This is a genomic window from Hafnia alvei, assembly GCF_034424155.1.
In the GTDB taxonomy this organism is placed as follows: domain Bacteria; phylum Pseudomonadota; class Gammaproteobacteria; order Enterobacterales; family Enterobacteriaceae; genus Hafnia; species Hafnia alvei.
Map to the genome: position 1 here is coordinate 2,293,365 of NZ_CP139992.1, position 18,207 is coordinate 2,311,571.

The window sequence follows — 18,207 nt, forward strand, 5'->3', positions numbered from 1 at the left end:
CAGCGATCCCGCCATCAACGGCGGGAAACGGTGATATGTCTATACGGTTAATTCATTAACCACGTCGGCCACGCTTTTCACTTCTCGGATACTGCCGATACCGGTACCCAGCGAGATATAACCTTCATCGGTATTGCCCTCAAGCATGCCAATTCGTAAACCGCGCAAGCCGCCCATCACTTTACCGATCTCTTCGTTACTGGCACCCGCTTTATCCATCGCCACCAGTTTTTCTGTCAGCTTGCCGGGCAGGGAGCGATAGTAGGCGGGTTGAGTGCGGAAAAGCTGCATATCCAATCCGTCAGAATGGATAATTTTATCTTTTACCGACTGGGGAACACGGCTTTCCTCGGTGCTGATAAATACTGAACCCGCAAAGACGCCGCTAGCGCCAAGGGCGTGTGCGGCTTTAGCCGTTCGGCTATCGGTGATGCCGCCAGCCGCCAAAACAGGCACGTTTTTTACCGCATCGGCAATGAGCGGTACCACGGAGAATGTGCCTAAGGCTTTGCCGGGTAACGTTCCGCCTTCATCAAAACCGGTTGCCACAATAATATCTGCACCGGCGGCTTCAGCAATACGGGTATTTTCTGGCGTTGGGTTGAGGTCGCGATAGATGATCGCAATACCGGCGGCTTTTAATTCGTTAAACAGCGCGGGGATGACTGCACCTTCGCCATACGCGGTATAAACCACGACTTTTACGCCTTCTTCTTTAATAACCTGCAGGATAGGCGGCGTCCAAATGTCATTCTCAGGAGAGGGGATCAGGTTAACGCCAAACGGTTTTTCAGTCAGCGCTTTAGTTTTTCGAATCTCTTCGCGCATTTTTTCAGCCGTTTCATGCGGCGTAGATACCGCCGTTTCAGCCGTTAAACCCGCATTGGGGCCTAATACACCCAGGTCTCCAGCGTTGCTGACCGCTGCAACTAAACGGGCGTCGGTAAGCCAAGATAGCGGCCCCTGAATCACAGGTTTTTCTATACCTAAGATTTGGCAGATACGATTATTTTGCATAACACAATGTCCTTCTGAAGAACGCTTCAGACTGGTTTTTAAGAGTGGGGCAAGTCTAGTGAGTTTTATTGTTGAGAAAAATAGCAATACTGATACATCACTATTATTAAATATGTAACAATAAACCTATCAATACTCGCGTTCCGCGATTGACCTCACAGCGAATAAAGCGTGCTATGCAAATTAATCTTTTTGAATTAATTAAAATTTTTATCGAGATCGTTGAGTCTGGCAGTTTTACCCGCGCGGCAGAAAACCTACAAATTCACCGTCCCGCGGTGACTAAAGCTTTGCAGCAATTAGAGCAGCACAGCGGCGTGCGCCTGTTACAGCGCACGACACGCCAGATAAACCTGACGCCCGAAGGTGAAGATTTCTATCAACGCAGCAAGCCATTATTGGCGCAGGCGGATGATTTACTTGAATCCTTTGCACCAGATCGCCCTTTATCTGGGCAGCTACGCGTGGATATGCCGATCTCATTTGCCGCTTTGCGCGTAGTACCTAATTTGCCGGACTTTTATCGTATGCACCCCAATATCGAAATTATTCTCAGCTGCTCCGATCGTCGCCGAAATATGCTTCGCGAAGGTTTGGACTGCGTCTTGCGAATGGGAGAGCTAGAAGACGGCGACTATATCTCACGCCCGCTGGGCAATATTGACATGCTCACCTGCGCCAGTCCCGCCTATCTCGCCGCGCACGGTAGGTTAGATACCCTCGAAGACCTACAGCATCATCAGGCCGTTAACTGGGTGAATAGCAGCAGTCGTCAGTCAATGCCGTGGATATTCAAAACAGAGACAGGAACGACAGAAATTCACCCGCCGGGTAAACTGGTCATGGATAATTCTGAAGCCTACATCGTTGCAGGCCTTGCTGGCTTAGGGCTTTTACAGGGCATGCGCTTTTTTCTACAGCCTTATCTCGACAGTGGGCGACTGGTCGAGGTGTTGCCTAACTATCCAGTCCCGCACCGCAAGCTGTCGCTACTTTATCCACACCGCCACCTTTCAAGAAAGGTACGCGCATTTGCTGAATGGCTTGAGGCATTGTTGCGGAAAAGTTAATTTGGATTAATTTCCCGCCAAAAATAAAATACTGTACATCCGGATTTAGAATTTATAGAACGAAGTCATTAGGTATTGAATCTAGTGATATCCACTTTTAAAAAATATTCTGACGGATGAGTATAGCGTCACTTAAATATAAGTTAGATGAATTAAAAGAAAGGTTTTATTATATTGCGTAAAATCACTGAACTTAAAATTTATTTTATATAGAGAGTAGTTACTTAACGTTATAAAAACTGCAACTCAATATTGGCACGCTAAACGTTACTCAGGCTAGGTAGTACCTAGTATCACGCCGGAAAATGGAGGTCTGACGTTACCCATAACATAGGCAATCTCGCTGGTACTATGAAGGTAATATATTAAGTGTTAATAATGTAAAATCAAATTAACAAATAAGTTAAATTTTTAATGAGACGATAAAATAATGAAACGGCGATGATGATATTTATATTTATTATATTAAGTTTCATTTTTCATATGGTTTTCTATTTCAGAAAATGCCATTATGGGTTGGACGTTAAAATATAATTATGACTGATTGCGTCTGCATTTTTAATCATTAAATTATTCTTTGTGTGTATGTGTCGCTGTCTTACAGAGGGGAGGCTAAGGAAATGTCCGGTATTCATTCGACCGTCGGTGATAGAGAAACACTTTGTTTTGATTACACGCGGTTTCTGTCAGCTTCCTGTGACAAGCACTGGAGTTTCTTAGACGCAATCTACGGCGTGATGCCATTATTTGGTATGGTGACGCGTTCCCAGAATCGCTGCTCAGAATTCAAATCGATTGAAAATCTTAATGTGCAGATTCGCCAGCTCGCGATGCAGGTGCTTTCTACTCAGGTCAGTGATGAAACGAATATTATCCGTCTCATTGAATTGGTGAAAAGCCAAGGATTGCAGGAGCTAGATATCCAGCTGCCTTATGCGCTGGAAGATGAACAGTTAAAGGTGATTAAGGCCGAATGTCGTAATGCGGTTAGCATGACTCAAGATGACGAGCGTTTACACGTTGTTATTGCGCCCAAATGATCTAATAAAATAACGTTTCCAAAATTGAAAAGGTGGCCTAAGCCACCTTTTTGCGTTTCTACTGGCTAATTAGCCAAGCATATTAACCAAACATAAACCATGCAGCTGGGAAGGTTGCAAGCAGCAGCAAGAAGATGCCCATGCGCTCCATTCCGCACAGATCTTTTTTGCTCTCTAAACCACGACGAGCAAACATAAAGACCAACAGACCGGGCGCATACAGCATGACAGACATCAGCAGATGTGTGATGCCGGAAGCATAAATCAGCCATAGACCATAAGCACAGGCGCCGTAGGCGGCAAACATAATTCGTTTGTCTTGCTTCTGACGACCCACTTTTAACAGGAACGCGCCGACTAAGAAATAAGGCACCAAGATCATCTCTGAAGCGATTGTCAGCAAGTTATTGTAGTTTGCTCCCGTCAGCCAGATGATAATCAGCGTAACTTGAACCGCTCCATTGGTTAGCCAAAGCGATGACGCAGGGGCTTCCTTGCTATTTTGTTTACCGAAAATCTTAGGGAACGCGCCTTGCTGAGAGGCGAGGAAGGGCACTTCCGCAGCCATAATCGTCCAGCTCAAGTAGGCACCGCACACTGATACAATCAGCCCGGCGGCAATAATAATCTCACCGATTGGCCCCATCATATTCACCATCAAACCGGCCATGGATGGATTGCGGATTTCAGCCAGTTCAGCGCGAGGCATCACACCCAGTGAAAGCAGGGTGATGAGCAGGTAAACCACTAACGCCGAAATTACGGCCAGCATGGTGGCTAAGCCAACATCTTTCTTATGCTTGGCGCGTGCAGAAACCACCACCGCACCCTCGACGCCGATGAATACCCATAGCGTGTAGAGCATCGTGTCTTTTACCTGTTCCCAAACAGGAACACCCAGTTTGATGCCGGTAAAATCAATCTTGAAAGTATCAAGCTTGAACGCCATCGCGGCGAGAACCACAAACAGCCCCAGAGGCAACAGCTTAGCCAGCGTCGCGGCTAGGTTGATGCCCGCTGCCGTTTTCACGCCGCGTAGGATCAGGAAGTGAACCACCCAAAGCAAAATAGACTCGCCGACGATAGCCTGCCACGTATTACCGTCGCCAAAGACGGTATGACCCGCCGAATCAGTAAAAAAACTCAGCGCAGCAAAAACGATCACCAGATATGACACGTTCGCAATAACCGCGCATAGCCAATATCCCCAGGCTGAGCAAAAACCGATCAGCTCACCGAACCCTTCTTTGGCGTAGGTAAAAATACCGCCGTCTAAGTCAGGGCGAAGTCTGGTCAGTAACAGCATAGCGAAGGCGAGGAACAAAATGCCAACGCCGGTGATAGTCCAACCGATCAGCAATGCGGCGGGACTGGCTACGGCTGCCATATTTTGCGGCAGACTAAAAACGCCAGCCCCTAGCATAGAGCTGAGTACCAGAGCCGTTAGGGCGGTGAGTCCGAGTTTTTTATCCAATGCGAAGTCCTGAAGCCAGTATGATTAACTGTTTGATAACATATGATTAGTTTAAATACGGTTATGCGTTCAAATACGCAAAACATTAAACCGTAAAAGTGGCGCAGATTGTACGAGTTGAGGGATGGGGGTGCAATGGATGAATATGCGTTTTATGCAAAAAAGTATGCAATTGTTAGCTGATGTTTTCTGCAGATACGTTTCGTTGCCGTGACACAAATAATTACGCCAATAAGAAAGGGCAGCCAATGGCTGCCCTTAAGACATAAGACAGTGCGATTATTTGAACAGATCGGCACTGATGGTGAGGTTACCACCGCTCTTATTCTGCCACTGACGCGTAATGTGGTAGTACTTCGCACCTTTCTTCGCTGCGCGTTTAGCCACTTCAGAAGACACATCGGTCATGCTGTTGAAATGCCCAGTGAAGGTGACTGAGTCAAATGGAACCATTTGAGCCGCGGTAGTGTTGTTCACTTCCTGAATCTGCGTACCGTCTGGCAGCGTAACGGTATAGCGCTTGCCGGTAGACGACTGGGTTTCGAAGAAGCGGCCTACGCCAGTGCTTGGTGTGCCTGATGAAGCTACGCCAGGGATCTCAACGTTGGCAGCGGCTGCGCCACCGGCAGCCAGTGCGGCTTTACCTGCTTCAGAATCGGCAGGGATCGCATCTGGACTCTGAACCTGACGTTTCGGCGCATCAGCTTTATAGATGTAGGCTGTAATATATTGGTTGCCGCCGCTGTTGGCATCAATTTGGCGCACGATAAAGTAGGAATCTGCGCCTTTCTTGGCCGCTGCACGGCTAATCGCATCGGTCACATCAGGCTGACTGCGGAAGAAACCGCTGACGGTAACGGTGTCATAAGGCTGTAACAGATAAGCCTCTGTCTTAGGCAGCTCTTTAACACCGTTGAATACGCGATAGTTTGTGGTTTGTTTCACGGTTTCAGCGTCTTTCTTATACACATCTGCCGTTACGCGCCAGTTACCGCCGTTATTGCTGTTATTGATGTCCTGAATATAGAAATAGTCTGCGCCCATGCTATCAGCCCGACGAGACACCGCGCTTGCCGCATCGTTGATCGCATTAAAGCGGCCGCTAATGGTTACTCGTTCAAATGGCTTCAGTTCGGAGGCTTTCTCTGGTGTGAGTTCCTGTGCGGCCTGAACAGACAGCGCAGTAAGAGACAATAACGCTGATGCAATAATGGTGGTTTTCAGCTTCATAAAAAATCCTTTACGCCTTTTTGCATTGACGAGTATTGCAGGCAGAACCGTTTCGTCTTTTAACAGTTGTTTCTGCTGATGCTCAACTTATCGTAGTGACAATGTATGTAAAAAATAATGGGGCAGATTATTACATGTAATAAGTTGTCATGCCTCAGTAATTTATGCGTACTCAGTGATATGGTTACCAAATCGCATTTTTGCTTCATTCTAGATTACGCGCAAGAAATCCGCGCAGCGCCCAGAATAGCATTCAAGTGTTAAGTTTGTGTTAACGTAAGATTCAAGTTCATGATTAAAAGGCTCCATGCTAATAGTCTGGCTAATATCTACCCACTCTTTTGACCGTGAAATCAAGATATTAAGACCCGTTTTCACAATCTTTCTACTAATCCTGAACATAAAGCGATAAATTTTATTAAATATGGCCTGCAAACGCATGGGAACAGTGGATCATCAGTTATATTTTCAGTAGGTTATAGGTAGCTATGTATACCTAAAGTAGCGAGAGTTTCGACTCTGTGTAAAAAAGGTATAGCAAACACTGAGCTGTAAGGCTCTGACGGTCATCGCTATCTCAGGATGACGCTCATCTTATTGACAGGTGAAAAGGGAAGATTATGCGTATTGGTATACCCAGAGAGCGGTTGGCCAATGAAGCCCGTGTAGCAGCCACGCCGAAAACGGTAGAGCAGCTACTGAAATTGGGTTTTACCGTGGCGATCGAAAACGGTGCTGGCAAATTAGCGAGCTTCGATGATGCGGCATTCCAGCAGGCTGGAGCCGAAATTGTTGGTTATGAAGATATTTGGCAATCTGACGTCATTTTAAAAGTGAATGCGCCAGAGGATGAAGAAATTGCTCTGATGAATCCGGGCAGTACTTTAATCAGCTTCATTTGGCCTGCGCAAAACCAAGATCTACTACAAAAATTGGCAGAGCGTCAGGTTACCGTCATGGCGATGGATTCCGTGCCGCGTATTTCTCGCGCCCAATCCCTCGACGCCCTGAGCTCCATGGCAAACATCGCGGGTTATCGTGCCATTGTTGAAGCCGCGCACGAATTCGGGCGCTTCTTTACCGGACAGATCACCGCCGCAGGTAAAGTTCCTCCTGCCAAAGTGATGGTCATCGGTGCTGGCGTGGCTGGTTTAGCTGCGATCGGTGCAGCGGGAAGCCTAGGTGCCATAGTTCGCGCCTTCGATACACGCCCTGAAGTGAAAGAGCAGGTGCAAAGCATGGGCGCTGAGTTCCTTGAGTTAGACTTCGAGGAAGAGGCTGGCAGCGGCGATGGCTACGCTAAGGTGATGTCTCCGGCATTCATTAAAGCCGAGATGGAACTGTTCGCCGCTCAGGCGAAAGACGTGGATATTATCGTTACCACGGCGCTGATTCCGGGTAAACCTGCTCCACGCTTGATTACCAAAGAAATGGTTGAATCCATGAAGCCGGGCAGCGTGATTGTCGATTTGGCGGCGCAAACCGGTGGTAACTGCGAATTGACCGTCGCGGACACGGTAACCGAAACGCCAAACGGCGTGAAAATCATCGGCTATACCGATCTGCCAAGCCGGTTGCCAACGCAGTCTTCTCAGCTTTATGCCACCAACTTGGTAAACCTGTTAAAACTGCTGTGCAAAGAGAAAGACGGCACGCTTAACGTTGATTTCGACGATACCGTTATTCGCGGTGTTACCGTCGTTAAAACCGGTGAAGTGACGTGGCCAGCACCGCCAATTCAGGTTTCTGCTCAGCCAAAAGCGAAAGCAGCTGAACCTGTTGCGGCCAAAGAGCCAGAGAAACCGGCTTCTCCATTCAAAAAATATATCATTCTTGCCGTCGCCATTATCCTGTTTGGTTGGCTGGCGAATGTCGCACCAAAAGAGTTTCTTTCGCACTTTACCGTTTTCGCGCTTTCGTGCGTGGTCGGTTATTACGTTGTGTGGAATGTCAGTCACGCACTGCATACGCCATTAATGTCGGTAACCAACGCGATTTCAGGGATTATCGTGGTGGGGGCGGTGCTGCAAATTGGCCACGGCGGCTGGATCACTTTCTTTGCTTTTATCGCCGTGCTGATTGCCAGCATTAACATTTTTGGTGGATTCACCGTGACTCAGCGCATGCTGAAAATGTTCCGCAAGAACTAAGGGGTAACACATGTCTGGAGGATTAGTTACTGCAGCATACATTGTTGCCGCAATCCTGTTTATTTTTAGTCTGGCGGGTCTGTCTAAACACGAAACGTCCAAGCAGGGTAATATTTTTGGCGTAGTCGGGATGGCCATTGCGTTGATCGCAACCATCTTTGGCCCCGATTCCAGCAACGTTGGCTGGATCATCGTTGCCATGGTGATCGGTGGTGCCATTGGTATCTATCTGGCGAAGAAAGTCGAAATGACCGAAATGCCAGAGCTGGTTGCCGTATTGCACAGCTTCGTGGGTTTAGCGGCCGTACTGGTCGGCTTTAACAGCTTTATCGAGCACCAGCCGGGTTCAATGGAACATGTGATGGAAAACATCCATCTGACCGAAGTGTTCCTCGGCATCTTCATCGGTGCGGTCACCTTCACCGGTTCTATCGTCGCATTTGGTAAACTGCGTGGCACGATTTCATCTAAGCCACTGATGTTACCAAGCCGTCACAAGCTGAACTTGGCTGCGCTGGTAGTCTCTTTCCTGCTGATGGTATGGTTCGTTAATACCGGTAGCACCAGCGTTCAGGTCATGTGCGTACTGCTGATGACAATCATTGCGCTGGCGTTTGGTTGGCATTTGGTGGCCTCAATTGGCGGCGCAGACATGCCGGTTGTGGTTTCTATGCTGAACTCCTATTCCGGTTGGGCCGCAGCGGCTGCGGGCTTCATGCTCAGCAACGATTTGCTGATTGTAACCGGTGCGTTGGTGGGGTCTTCCGGTGCCATCCTGTCTTACATCATGTGTAAGGCGATGAACCGCTCGTTCTTCAGCGTTATTGCCGGTGGTTTTGGTACCGATGGTTCTTCCACGGGTGAAGATCAGGAAATGGGTGAGTACCGTGAAACCACGGCTGAGGAAGTGGCTGAGCAGTTGAAAGGCTCTTCATCTGTGATTATCACCCCAGGCTACGGTATGGCCGTGGCTCAGGCGCAGTATCCGGTGGCAGAAATCACCGCGAAGCTACGTGCCATGGGCGTCAAAGTTCGCTTTGGTATTCATCCCGTTGCCGGTCGTTTGCCTGGTCACATGAACGTATTGCTGGCAGAAGCAAAAGTCCCGTATGACATCGTGCTAGAAATGGACGAGATAAACGACGACTTTGCTGATACCGATACCGTTCTGGTTATTGGCGCGAACGACACGGTAAACCCAGCGGCAATGGAAGATCCACGTAGCCCAATCGCCGGTATGCCGGTGTTGGAAGTGTGGAAAGCGCAGAATGTTATCGTCTTCAAGCGCTCAATGAATACCGGCTATGCTGGCGTTCAAAACCCATTGTTCTTCAAAGACAATACCCAAATGCTGTTTGGTGATGCGAAAGCCAGCGTAGAAGCTATTCTGCGCGCGCTGTAATCATCCTCGGGTATAAAACAGAAGGGCCGCAATAGCGGCCCTTTTTACATCTATCGTCTAGCGGCTTAGTTATTCGTCATCATGTTCATCGTCGTCATCTAATTCAACGGGCGACTGGAAACCATCAGGCTTAATGGCCAGCAGGTCACATTTCAGATGGTCGATCACATGTTCTGCGGTATTGCCAATAAATGCCGCGGAGATGCCGGTTCGCCCTAGCGTACCAAGCACCACAACGCCCGCGTTCAAATGGTCGGCAACGTCAGGGATCACCTCTTCAGGCAGGCCTTTTTCGACATGCGTACATTCTTCTTTCATGCCAAATTTCTGCCGCAACGCTTTCATCGCCAGCAGATGCTGTCCGCGAATCGCATCGTTATAAATACTCGGATCAAAGTCCGGCAGTTCGATGGCGATATTAATTGGCGTAACCGGGTAGGCACCAACCAAGTGCAGAGAAGTATGGTCCACGTGCTCCGCCAGTTCGAGCGACTCTTTCACTAATTTAATGTTTAGCGGGTCATGATAGGGCTCTTCGCTCGACAGATTGACCGCCACCAGCGCTGTACCGTGCTGCGGCCATGGCTGGTCTTTGACCATCCACACAGGGCAAGGACATTTACGTAATAAATGCCAATCGGTAGGGGTGAAAATAACGGACTCCAAGCGATCGTGCTGATGTGCCATCTTGAGCAGCAAATCGTATTTACCGCTGATGACTTCCTGAATAATCGCTTCAAAAGGACGGTTATGCCAAACCACCTTGATATCAATTGGCACGCCAGCTTCCAAATAATAGCGACACTGCTCTTTGATCCACGCCGAACGCTGGCTGATAACGCCCTGACGCATAGAGGTGCGCTCATTTGGCGACAACAGCGTTGTCATTTCGTAGGAAAAATCATAGATAGACAGGAACGCAGTAATGCGTCCACCGTTTCGTTGGACCAGATAAACAGCACGACGTAACGCCGGTTGATCATCCTGATTGGGGTCAATAGCCACCAGAAGATTCTGATACTTCGCCATACCGCCTCCTCGCTAACCCAAAAAATGTGCGCATGGCACTGTTTTATCGTCCAAGGGACAAAACCATACAATAGGCCTTACTCGTTAAGAGTAAACCATGATGCGCAAACAAAGTAGGGGAAGGAAGAGAACCGGATCAACTAATCAGAAAAAATGCTTTCAGAATAATGATCCGGTTGGATATGAAGATTACTCGTTGGTTGAGCGAGGGTTGCCAGCCAACAGCGAAAGGGCGTCTACGTCTTGAATGGTGATGTATTTGCCCTTAACGCTTAAAATTTCACTCTTCTGGAAACGACCCAGCAGACGGCTGATGGTTTCAACGGTCAGACCCAGATAGTTACCGATGTCGCCACGCGTCATGGTCAAACGGAACTCACGCGGTGAGAAGCCACGCTGGGCAAAGCGGCGAGAGAGATTATAGATGAAGGCTGCCAAACGTTCTTCGGCATTTTTCTTCGACAGCAACAGGATCATGTCCTGATCGCCTTTGATTTCACCGCTCATTAAACGCATCATCTGCTGACGCAGGCTCGGCATTTTACCTGAGAGATCGTCCAGTGTTTCGAATGGGATCTCACAAACCATTGAGGTTTCAAGTGCCTGAGCAAAACTTGGATGTTGCTGGGTACCGATAGCATCAAAACCCACCAGATCGCCCGCAAGATGGAATGCGGTAATCTGTTCATCACCTTGTTCGGTAATGGTGTAGCTCTTGATGGTTCCGGAGCGAATGGCATACAGCGATTTCAGCTCGTCACCGGCTTTAAACAACGCCTGACCTTTCTGAATCGGCTTTTTACGCTCAATGATATTGTCAAGCTGATCCAGCTCGTGCTCATTAAGAGTAAAAGGAATGCACAGCTGGCTAATGCTGCAATCCTGACAATGGATCGCACAACCGCCAGACTGGATACGACGAATGACGCGCTTTTCCGGAATCATAGGTAATGCCCAAGCAATATTGATATTGGTCAATTTTAACATCTTTTAGGGCAGAGAATAAACCCTGTTGTTGATCCAAACGATAATTCCACGATTAAGTCAGCCTAAATTTAAGAAATGTGACCGAAATTAAGTTCTTTTTATGTGACAACGTCACTCAATAAGCGTGAATTTGTTGTTATGTTGTGAGTGAATTATTTTCAGTGTTAAATTTTAGCAAAGAAAATAACCATTTAGTTTTCTGCATGAAGTCGAAGTTTCATCGATGAAACTCAATGGCGGTGCGGTTTTGAGCGCAGCATGTAAACCTTGAAGGTTAATAATTTGTCTCTATTCGTGAAATAACGGTAGCGCAGCCTAAATGAAGTTTAAATAATTTCTCTTAATGAATATTTTTTTCCTTTTTTGCGAACTCACGACAAAAATGAGCAAAAGAGAAACAGAAAATACCAGCGTGCAGCTCACTTAGTTCAATAAGCTATATCAGACCATTTTTGATTATTTGGCCCGTACAGCAAAACGCTTTAAAAATGGCGGATGTTTTCTTGTTTAAAGAAAGGCCATGAACTTCCAACAACTGAAGATCATCCGCGAGTCTGCGCGTTGCAACTTCAATCTCACTGAAGTCGCTAACATGCTCTATACCTCTCAGTCGGGAGTTAGTCGCCATATCCGTGAGCTAGAAGATGAGCTGGGGCTGGAGATTTTCGTGCGCCACGGCAAGCGCATTCTGGGGCTTACAGAACCGGGGAAGGCGCTGCTGACGGTCGTTGAACGAACGTTGGACGAGGCTAGCAATATTCGGCGCATTGCAGAGGACTTCACCCAGCAATCGTCAGGTATTCTGGTCATCGCCACCACACACACCCAAGCGCGTTACAGCCTGCCTCCGGTATTGAAAAATTTTCGTCAGCGATTTCCACAGGTGCGCTTAGTGCTTAATCAAGGCTCGCCGCAGGAAATTCGCGCTATGCTACATAACGGCGATGCCGATATTGGTATCGCCAGTGAGTGTTTAACGGAGTCGCCTGCCATTGCCGCTTTTCCGTGGTTTAACTGGCAACATGCGCTTTTAGTTCCACAAACTCATCCGTTGATTGAATTGCCGATTACGCTGGAGAGCGTGAGCCAATTTCCGTTAATAACCTATCGGCAAGGCATCACTGGGCGCTCACGTATCGATCAGGCGTTTAGCGTGGCGGGGCTAGCGCCTGATATCGTGCTTAGCGCTCAGGATTCGGACGTGGTCAAAACCTACGTTGAGCTGGGTTTTGGCGTTGGGATACTGGCTGAACAGGCGTGTCAGCAGGGGGCGACTCAGCAACTGGTCACGCTTGATGCAAGCGCTCTTTTTGCGCCAAATACGGCATGGATTGGGGTGAGGAAAGGGCAGATACAGCGTGATTATGTCTGGCAGCTCATTGAATTATGTAATCCAGCATTAACCCCAGCGCAAATAAAAACGCAGGTGATGCAGTTTGAAGACCCATCGATTATTGATTATCAAATTTGATTTCAGCCATTGAACATTACGGTGGTGATAGCCCCGTATAAAGCGTGAGCTATCACCGCGCTTCCCGAATTTTAAAACCTCTAGCGATGATTTAACCGCTTTGACAGCTTGTCTCCGCTGAACTGCAACACGGTAACCAATGCAACCAGCGCCACAATCACCGTAAACATAACCTGCGTATCAAAGCGCTGATAACCGTAGCGATAGGCTAAATCACCCAGCCCACCGGCACCGATGGCACCGGCCATGGCGGAGGCGTTGATCATGGTCACCAACGTGATGGTGAAACCACTGACAATGCCCGGTAATGCCTCGGGCAGTAAAACGTGCCAAATGATGTGCAGTCGCTTGCAGCCCATCGCCTGTGCAGCCTCCACTAAACCATGATCAACTTCCCGCAGGCTTACTTCTGCGATACGCGCAAAGAAGGGCGTTGCGGCCACGGTCAACGGCACCACGGCGGCCCAAACACCGTAGGTCGTTCCGACAATTAATCGCGTAAAAGGGATCAGCGCAACCATCAGAATTAAGAAAGGCACGGAGCGAAATAAATTCACAAACCAGCCCAATACCTGTTGTATCCGCGGCGCTTCATAGAGTCCGTTACGGCTGCACACCACCAAAATCACAGCCAGTGGGAGGCCAATCAGCAGCGCCAGCAGTGATGAAACGCCCACCATCAATAGCGTATCAATAAATCCTTGCCACAAACGATCAAGCTGAATAGACATAGCCTAATGCCTCCACGCGGGTAGCGACTTTTTGCGCTTTGTTTATCAGCGCAGTAGCACCGAATTGGGGAATAGCGGTCAGTAAAACGCTGCCTACAGTACGCTGTTGGATGACATCCAGAGAGCTGCTGATAATCTGCACGTCATGGCCTAAGGCCTTCACCAAGGCACTGAGGTTTGGGCGGCTGGCTTCAAATCCACTGTAGCTGAGCCGTAACAACAGCGCATCACGTGCAGATTTTGGGTGCGGATGTAGTTGAGCTTGGATATTTTCCGGCAGATTCTGCCTCGTCGGGGTAAGCAATGTTTGCGTGACCTCATGTTGAGGCTCACCAAAAACCTGCCAGACATCGCCGGATTCAATCATTTCGCCGTGTTCGAGGACGACTACGCGGTCGCAGATTTCACGGATCACTTCCATCTCGTGGGTAATCAGTACAATCGTGAGCTTTAACGCTTGGTTGATGCTTTTAAGCAATGCCAGAATAGAATGCGTAGTCTCAGGATCGAGCGCCGAAGTGGCTTCATCGCACAGCAAAATCTCGGGATCATGCACTAAGGCTCGAGCAATACCCACGCGCTGTTTTTGTCCACCTGAAAGCTGCGCTGGATAAGCATTGTGTCGCGCCTCTAAACCTACCAACTTCAGCAGGCTATCGACCTTTAATTTTCTTGCCGCTGCGCTTACGCCCGCGACCTTGAGCGGCAACTCGATATTTTCACGTACGGTTTTGGCCGAAAGTAAGTTGAAGTGCTGAAAAATCATGCCGGTACGGCGTCGAAAGGCAACCAGCTCATCTTCATTCAATGCGCCAATATTGACACCGTTCACAGCCACCGTTCCCGATGACGGATTTTCTAAACGATTCAGCGTGCGAATCAGAGACGATTTTCCTGCGCCGCTGCGGCCAATAATGCCAAATATTTCACCGCGCTGGATAGTCAGATTAATGTCTTTGAGCGCCTTCACGCCGTTGGCGTAGGTTTTGTTCAGATCCGCCAACACAATATGATTATTGAGAACGTCAGGCAGATTTTCGGTTGCTTGAATTTCTTGCTGTTCTAGCACCGCTGGCTCCCGCAGACTTTCTGCCAGCATAGCGGTGTTGAACATCGAGAGTTGAAGCTCCGATAGGCGAAGCATAGAGAGATTCATCATTGTTATGCGCTCCAGCCAGGCTGATATAGCTTGCCGTAAAATGCGTCCAGTTTGGCGCGGACAACCGGAGAATGCTGATAGATATCAACGAATTTACGCAGTCTCGGGTCGGCTTGATGTCCATCGCGGATCACGAATTGAATGATGTACTGTGGATGGTCAATGCCGTCAAACAGCAAAGCGCTTTCCGGTGCTACGGTATTGGCCTGACGCAGATAGCTTGGGTAGCCCTGAGCTAAGTCCACGTCGTCGAAGGAACGAGAAAGTTGCACGGCTTCAATTTCTATAATCTGAATTTTCTTGGGATTGCTGATGATGTCATCTTGGGTCGCTTTGTAATCCACGCCGGGTTTCAGCGTAATTAATCCCGCTTTTTGTAACAGCAATAACCCGCGTCCGGCATTTATCGGATCGTTGGCGATAGCGACTTTCGCACCGACCGGGAGATCGGAAATCTTGCTGTATTTTTTTGAATACAGGCCGACATTGTTAATGATGGCGGGCGCGTATGGCACGAGATGCAAACCCCCTTGCTGATTGGCATTTTCCAAGAAGGGCTTGTGCTGGAAAAGATTAACGTCAATATCACCATTTTCTAGGCTCACGTTGGGCGCGATCCAATCACTGAACTCGATCAGCTCAACGTTCAAACCCTGTTTTTTCGCTTCGGCAACGGCCACCTCAAGCGGCGGTGCGAATGCTGCCGTGGTGCCTAGTTTTAACGGCCCTTCGAACTGCGCGGCGGCGAATACGCTCTGAACACTCAACAACAGCATAATGGCCAAAGTCCCGAGTTTTACGTGCGCTAATTTCATGATCCCACCCCTGTAAATAGCAAAATTAAGATGCTTGTTTTAACCTGCAAAAGCTTGCAACGGCTGCGGTTGATAACGTCGTTTAGCGGCTGGGTGCAACGCAGTAAGCTGCGCGCCTTGGCCAAAAAGTTTGTGCCGCAGCGCGCCTTCGGCGTACTCGGTTTTGTAGACGCCGCGTGATTGCAGTTCAGGCACCACTAAATCGATGAAGTCGCGGTAGCTGCCTGGATTTACGATGCGCGTGAGGTTAAATCCATCCACGTCGGCTTCATCAATCCACACTTGTAGCGCATCCGCGACCTGCGACGGTGACCCGACAATCACCGGATAACGTGCTCCCAACGCATGCTGTTCAAGGAGGCGGCGTTTAGTCCAGCCGCTGAAAGCCTTGGTTACGGATTCGATTGCCTCAACTTTTCCCGCCACGATAGGTTCATCCAAATCAAACGAAGCCAAATCGATCCCGGTTGAGCTGGAGAAATGTGCCAACCCGGCTTCTGGGCTGGCATAGCGCAGATACTCGTGATGCTTTTCTTTCGCCTCAGCTTCGGTTTTAGCCACAATAACGCCCACGCCCATGAACACTTTGAGCGAATCGGCACGACGACCCGCGGCGACGGCAGCCTGACGCAGCGTATTGACCTGAGCTTTCATGGCCTGCGGCGTAGCGCCATTCACAAAGGTGCATTCTGCATGGCGAGCCGCGAATTGAATGCCGCGTTTGGAACTTCCCGCCTGATAAAGCAGCGGGGTGCGCTGCGGTGATGGAGAGGTGAGGTGATAGCCTTCCACGTCGAAGAATTCACCATGATGTTGAATAGAATGAATTTTAGTACTGTCTGCATAGATTCGGTTTTGACGATCGGCCAGCAGCGCATCCTCTTGCCAACTGCCTTCCCAGAGCTGGTAGAGCACATCAAGATATTCGTCAGCCATGTCGTAGCGGCGGTCATGCGGGATCTGCTGAGTTTGTCCCATCGCTCGCGCAGCGCTGTCGAGATAACCGGTCACAATGTTCCATCCGGCGCGCCCTTGAGTCAGGTGGTCAAGCGTAGACATCCGGCGTGCAAACAAATAAGGCTGCTCGTAGCTGAGATTAGCGGTAACACCAAACCCTAAATGTTGTGTAACGCTCGCCATGGCGGGTACCAGCAGCATGGGATCATTCACGGGTAGTTGAATAGACTCCCGCGCCGTTAGACCAATGCCTTGCTGGTATACGTCGTAAACGCCCACGATATCGGCAATAAACAGGCCGTCAAACAAACCGCGTTCGAGCAGTTTCGCCAAATCGAGCCAATAGTTCAGGCTATTAAAATCCGTCGAGCGATCCTCGGGATGCGTCCACATACCGTGATGGATATGCCCAACGCAGTTCATGTTGAAGGCATTCATCAAGATCTGTTTTTTCTGCTGGCTCATCAGATCGTCCCTCGGCGCGGCGGGCGTTGCCCATTGAGGTAAAAATTCCCAACCGCATGATATTTCCAGCGAACAGGATCGTGCAGGGTATGAGTACGCGCATTGCGCCAATGGCGATCGAGGTTATATTCACGCAGCGTGGAACGACTCCCGCCCAGTTCAAAAAGAAGGTTACCGGCTGCCAGCGCTACCTCGGTGGTATATGCGCGCGCCTGTGCAACATCAATAGAGGCCTGCGCCACGCTATCCGCCGTTGGGTTATGTTGCGCGGTATCAACCGATAAACCGGCGATTTCCAGCAGCGCATCACCCGCGCTCAGGCGTGAGGAAATTCGTCCGATTCGTTCCAGCGTCAAAGGGTCGTCAGTGGCGGCGCTCACGCCGGAGTCTATCCACGGGCGCCCATGCTCACGCACAAATGCCAGCATATCTTCGTAGGCCGCGCGCGCGATGCCTTGATCGATGGCGGCATGCAACAGCTGTGCAAAGGGGCCAACGGTGGTTGGACGCTCAAATGCGGTGTGGAAAGGCACTACGTCATCAATATCAACTTCACAATTATTGAGTAACACCGTGCCGCTGCCGGTGGTGCGCTGACCAAAACCTGACCAGTCATCAATAATGGTCAGCCCTTCAGTCTCTCTAGGTAAGAAAATCAGCACTTCGTTGCCGTCTTCTCCCAGTGCCAGAACAGGAATGCGCTGGGCATAAATCGCACCGGTGGCATAAAATTTACGCCCGGAAAGTAGCAGTTTATTGCCGCTGCGATGCAGGTGAGTGCGGCGTGTATGGGCATTCGGTGTGCCGAACTCAGCCAATGCATTCCCCAGATGCACGCCGTCTAAGACCTCCTGATATAGCCGTTGTTGTTGCGCCTGAGTGCCATTGATACGCAAAACTTCCAAGGCATAGAAATGATTTTGCGGCACCTGACCAATAGAGCCGTCAGCCTGAGCCAAACGGCTCACCACCTGTGCCAACGTGGCACAGGACACATCGGCTCCGCCGAATTGCGCCGGAACGGTGATACCCCCTAAACCACTGCTGAACAGCGTATGCAGTTCAGTGTCAGGCAAGCGTCGCTCTCGGTCACGCAGCGCCGATTCGAGGGAGAATGCCTCGGCTAAACGTTGTGTCAGCGCTAATATTTGGTGTGTCGTTTCTAATCTGGCCGCAGGCGTTTGCGGGCGAACCTGTGTTGTCATAGCAA

Annotated in this window: 15 protein-coding genes; 5 read left to right on the forward strand and 10 right to left on the reverse strand. The window is 49.4% G+C overall.

The features are described from left to right. Positions 1 to 39: 39 nt before the first annotated feature. A complete protein-coding gene (locus U0008_RS10755) occupies positions 40 to 1,017 on the reverse strand; it encodes an NAD(P)H-dependent flavin oxidoreductase (RefSeq protein WP_043493192.1) in 978 nt (325 codons plus the stop codon). 176 nt (positions 1,018 to 1,193) lie between these two features. On the opposite strand from U0008_RS10755, the gene U0008_RS10760 reads away from it, so the two are divergent. Further along, positions 1,194 to 2,087 carry a LysR family transcriptional regulator gene (locus tag U0008_RS10760; RefSeq protein WP_043493194.1) on the forward strand — a complete coding sequence of 298 codons (894 nt, stop codon included), beginning with the start codon at positions 1,194 to 1,196 and terminating at the stop codon, positions 2,085 to 2,087. A 620-nt stretch (positions 2,088 to 2,707) separates the two neighbouring features. Next, positions 2,708 to 3,127: a hypothetical protein gene (locus U0008_RS10765; protein WP_025801335.1), complete on the forward strand. Its 420-nt coding sequence runs from the start codon at positions 2,708 to 2,710 to the stop codon at positions 3,125 to 3,127. A gap of 82 nt (positions 3,128 to 3,209) precedes the next feature. Here U0008_RS10765 and U0008_RS10770 read toward each other — a convergent pair whose 3' ends face one another. Then, positions 3,210 to 4,601 carry an amino acid permease gene (locus tag U0008_RS10770; protein WP_025801336.1) on the reverse strand — a complete coding sequence of 464 codons (1,392 nt, stop codon included), beginning with the start codon at positions 4,599 to 4,601 and terminating at the stop codon, positions 3,210 to 3,212. 279 nt (positions 4,602 to 4,880) lie between these two features. Beyond that, positions 4,881 to 5,831 (reverse strand): DUF1471 family protein YdgH, encoded by a 951-nt coding sequence (gene ydgH / locus U0008_RS10775; protein WP_025801337.1) that lies wholly within the window; start codon positions 5,829 to 5,831, stop codon positions 4,881 to 4,883. Positions 5,832 to 6,451: 620 nt separating this feature from the next. Between ydgH and pntA the strand changes: the two genes are divergently transcribed. Next, positions 6,452 to 7,981 (forward strand): Re/Si-specific NAD(P)(+) transhydrogenase subunit alpha, encoded by a 1,530-nt coding sequence (gene pntA, locus U0008_RS10780; RefSeq protein ID WP_025801338.1) that lies wholly within the window; start codon positions 6,452 to 6,454, stop codon positions 7,979 to 7,981. 10 nt (positions 7,982 to 7,991) lie between these two features. Then, positions 7,992 to 9,383, forward strand: coding sequence for a Re/Si-specific NAD(P)(+) transhydrogenase subunit beta (gene pntB, locus U0008_RS10785; protein ID WP_025801339.1), 1,392 nt, complete (start codon positions 7,992 to 7,994; stop codon positions 9,381 to 9,383). A 69-nt stretch (positions 9,384 to 9,452) separates the two neighbouring features. Here the strand turns inward: pntB and uspE are convergent, their stop codons facing one another. Both uspE and U0008_RS10795 read right to left on the reverse strand, forming a co-directional pair. After that, positions 9,453 to 10,412 (reverse strand): universal stress protein UspE, encoded by a 960-nt coding sequence (gene uspE, locus U0008_RS10790; RefSeq protein ID WP_025801340.1) that lies wholly within the window; start codon positions 10,410 to 10,412, stop codon positions 9,453 to 9,455. Between the two features lie 189 nt (positions 10,413 to 10,601). Then, positions 10,602 to 11,357 carry a fumarate/nitrate reduction transcriptional regulator Fnr gene (locus U0008_RS10795; RefSeq protein WP_038502821.1) on the reverse strand — a complete coding sequence of 252 codons (756 nt, stop codon included), beginning with the start codon at positions 11,355 to 11,357 and terminating at the stop codon, positions 10,602 to 10,604. Positions 11,358 to 11,919: 562 nt separating this feature from the next. Here U0008_RS10795 and cbl point away from each other — a divergent pair. Next, entirely contained in the window at positions 11,920 to 12,870 is a 951-nt protein-coding gene (gene cbl / locus U0008_RS10800) for an HTH-type transcriptional regulator Cbl (protein WP_043493195.1), read from the forward strand. Between the two features lie 80 nt (positions 12,871 to 12,950). Here cbl and U0008_RS10805 read toward each other — a convergent pair whose 3' ends face one another. The 5 genes from U0008_RS10805 to U0008_RS10825 all read right to left on the reverse strand — a co-directional run bounded on the left by U0008_RS10805 (position 12,951) and on the right by U0008_RS10825 (position 18,202). Then, positions 12,951 to 13,601: a methionine ABC transporter permease gene (locus U0008_RS10805; RefSeq protein WP_040044957.1), complete on the reverse strand. Its 651-nt coding sequence runs from the start codon at positions 13,599 to 13,601 to the stop codon at positions 12,951 to 12,953. After that, positions 13,585 to 14,760 (reverse strand): methionine ABC transporter ATP-binding protein, encoded by a 1,176-nt coding sequence (locus tag U0008_RS10810; protein WP_226929857.1) that lies wholly within the window; start codon positions 14,758 to 14,760, stop codon positions 13,585 to 13,587. Before U0008_RS10810 ends, U0008_RS10805 begins: the two co-directional genes overlap by 17 nt. Positions 14,761 to 14,762: 2 nt before the next feature. Beyond that, a complete protein-coding gene (locus tag U0008_RS10815) occupies positions 14,763 to 15,536 on the reverse strand; it encodes a MetQ/NlpA family ABC transporter substrate-binding protein (RefSeq protein WP_096388745.1) in 774 nt (257 codons plus the stop codon). Between the two features lie 78 nt (positions 15,537 to 15,614). After that, on the reverse strand, positions 15,615 to 16,997 hold the full coding sequence (locus tag U0008_RS10820; RefSeq protein ID WP_043493197.1) for an LLM class flavin-dependent oxidoreductase: 1,383 nt from the start codon (positions 16,995 to 16,997) through the stop codon (positions 15,615 to 15,617). Continuing rightward, the gene (locus U0008_RS10825) at positions 16,997 to 18,202 is read right to left on the reverse strand and encodes an SfnB family sulfur acquisition oxidoreductase (RefSeq protein WP_043493199.1); all 1,206 of its coding nucleotides are present in this window, start codon (positions 18,200 to 18,202) and stop codon (positions 16,997 to 16,999) included. Before U0008_RS10825 ends, U0008_RS10820 begins: the two co-directional genes overlap by 1 nt. Between the last annotated feature and the right edge of the window lie 5 nt (positions 18,203 to 18,207).